The 2,269-nt window shown below is 48.9% G+C and carries 1 protein-coding gene; it reads right to left on the bottom strand.

Annotated elements, in window-relative coordinates:
• Positions 1-507: 507 nt before the first annotated feature.
• On the bottom strand, positions 508-2,269 hold a 1,762-nt coding region (locus AACX38_RS05855; protein WP_304957229.1), incomplete at its 5' end, for an RHS repeat-associated core domain-containing protein.

Genomic DNA, 2,269 nt, shown 5'->3' with positions numbered 1-2,269 from the left:
AGAAGGCAGACAGAAATTGTCAATTGAAAAGTATCCTGTTTTTATTTCCAAAATCAATATAGTCAAATAACAAAGTCTGTTTAACCACTATATTTAGTCCCAATCCCCTCATTAAAATGCAAAGAAAACAGGACTAATTTATATACAAAATGAATTTCGAATGGATCACGACAGTAAAAGAACAAATCTCAGGGATATAAATAACCATATGTTTATAAAAACGACGACAGGGATGAATGATAGTCGATAAAAAATAATTCCCCTGAAAGATAGGCGATATATTATCTTTATATATTGATACGTCCCTGTTTGGGCATTTCCATATTATCATAAATTTGTAACATAAGAATAACACTAGGATATTTTTATTATCTCTATTATAAATACTGAATTCCCTAAAAACAGATGAATAGCAAAATTCACACACGCCTGCTAAGAAAATTAATAACATCATTAAATAATGAATATCAGTTTCATTTAACAATAGCGACATAATTATTCCGTAAATCAAATAAATAAGTGTCGGTTATAGAAATCAAATACATCCAGACCAGAGGTACAAAATTGCCGCCAAAATGGGGGCATCTGATGTTGTATGATGGCCTGCATCAACCCCCTTGGATTTCCATTAAGTCTCAAATTGTTCCAATTGTCTTCCATTGTACTAATAACTGATTGCTCATATTCGACCATATGTTGAGTTCCTCTTATCCTATTCTCCCATGCAAGCACTTGGCGCACACCTGCGTCATGCCGTATGAAATTAATAAAACCGATCCCAAATTGACTCGTTCTATTATTAATGAATGGAGCATAAAGTGTTCTTACAATAGGGATCGTAATATCTACATGTATAGTTGAGTTAGGAACCACATTATTCATTCTACTGACGGGCCTTGATGTATCAAAACTCAAAAGTTGCAAAAATGGATTCTCTCTATTACCTATTACTCTCGGTACTCCCTGCTGGGGCAAACTAAGCTCTAACGAGCGTGCAAAAAATGGTGGTTGCAAAGCTGTTTGTACTTCTTGAATCCATCCCGCACTTACAGTCCTGTCGAAAGCATCTAATGCGTTTAATGGCCGCGGTAAGGGTTCTGCCATATTCAACCCTCTTGGTGACTCCTCTATTGTTGGTCCGATTATCTCCATAACTGGTCCAGCCGGACTACGATTAAAACTACGCCCCACCTGTGTTACCATTGCTTTCATGCCCCTAGCCAGTTTCCCAAACAGTGGCACCATACTCACCACTCCCGCCCCCATTGACACCCAGCCCAGAATGCTCGAGGCCTGTGGGTTACTTTCCTCGGTCAGGCTACTGGCGAGTCCAGTCGCGGCCCCCAAAAAACCGGCCCCAGCGAGCACCGCCCCACTCAGCGTCAGGGAAGCCCCTCCCGTTGGAATGGCCGCGGCCAACTCCGCGGCCATTCCAAACAGACCTAACGCTATTCCCAGAATACTGCCCACACTGATGTGCCCACTCGGATCGGTCCGGTTGATCGGATCACCCAGACAGTACGCATACGGGTTCAGTCCCCCGGCCCCGAACGGGCTGAGGCTGTCCGGCGCCGTAAACCGCATCAATACCGGGTTATAAGTCCGGTAGCCGTTGCCCAGATGATACCCACCCCCGGCCGGATCCTGTCGCTCCCCGTTATAGCCCGGTAAAGCCGGGTCACTGTCCGCCACCGCCTGCTGCCCGTACGGGGTATAGCGAAAACGCGAGGTCCGATCATTGTGACGGCTTAACAGCACACTGCCCGGCCCGTCGGTGCCCAGTAAATGCACGCCGTCAGCCGTGACACTCGCCGCGGGCGTACTGCCCGCTTGCACCAGCCGCGTAACCGCGCCGCTTTCCCGCTGAATTTCTGCCACCCGGCTTGCTCCCTGATAGTACAGCTCCCGGGTGTCCGCCTTGTCCCGCCGCTGCAACGCCAGCCGCCCGCTGGCATCATAACCGTAAGTCTGCGTGCTCCCCGCCTGCGTGACGGAGACCAGCCGGCCCAGCCCGTCATAGGCCAGCATTCGATGCGACTCATCCTCAATCAGCCGCCCGGCTTTATCGTAAGTGAGTACAATCGTGGCCGGATAGGCCGGATGGTTATGGGTGATTTTCGTCAGCTGGCAGGGGTCGGCCGGATTCGCGTAACTGAAGCAGGCCGTGTCCTGACTGCCGTCCGCCAGGGTGGTGAGACAGGTCAGCAGGTTGCCCAGCCGGTCATAGGTAAACTGCTGGCGGCTCAGGGTCTGCCCGTACGCATCCCGC

The sequence above is a fragment of the Xenorhabdus sp. PB30.3 genome (assembly GCF_963895965.1).
GTDB classification, from domain to species: Bacteria; Pseudomonadota; Gammaproteobacteria; order Enterobacterales; family Enterobacteriaceae; genus Xenorhabdus; species Xenorhabdus stockiae.
The sequence above is the reverse complement of the archived record's forward strand: the minus strand, read 5'-3'. Positions and strand labels throughout refer to the sequence as shown.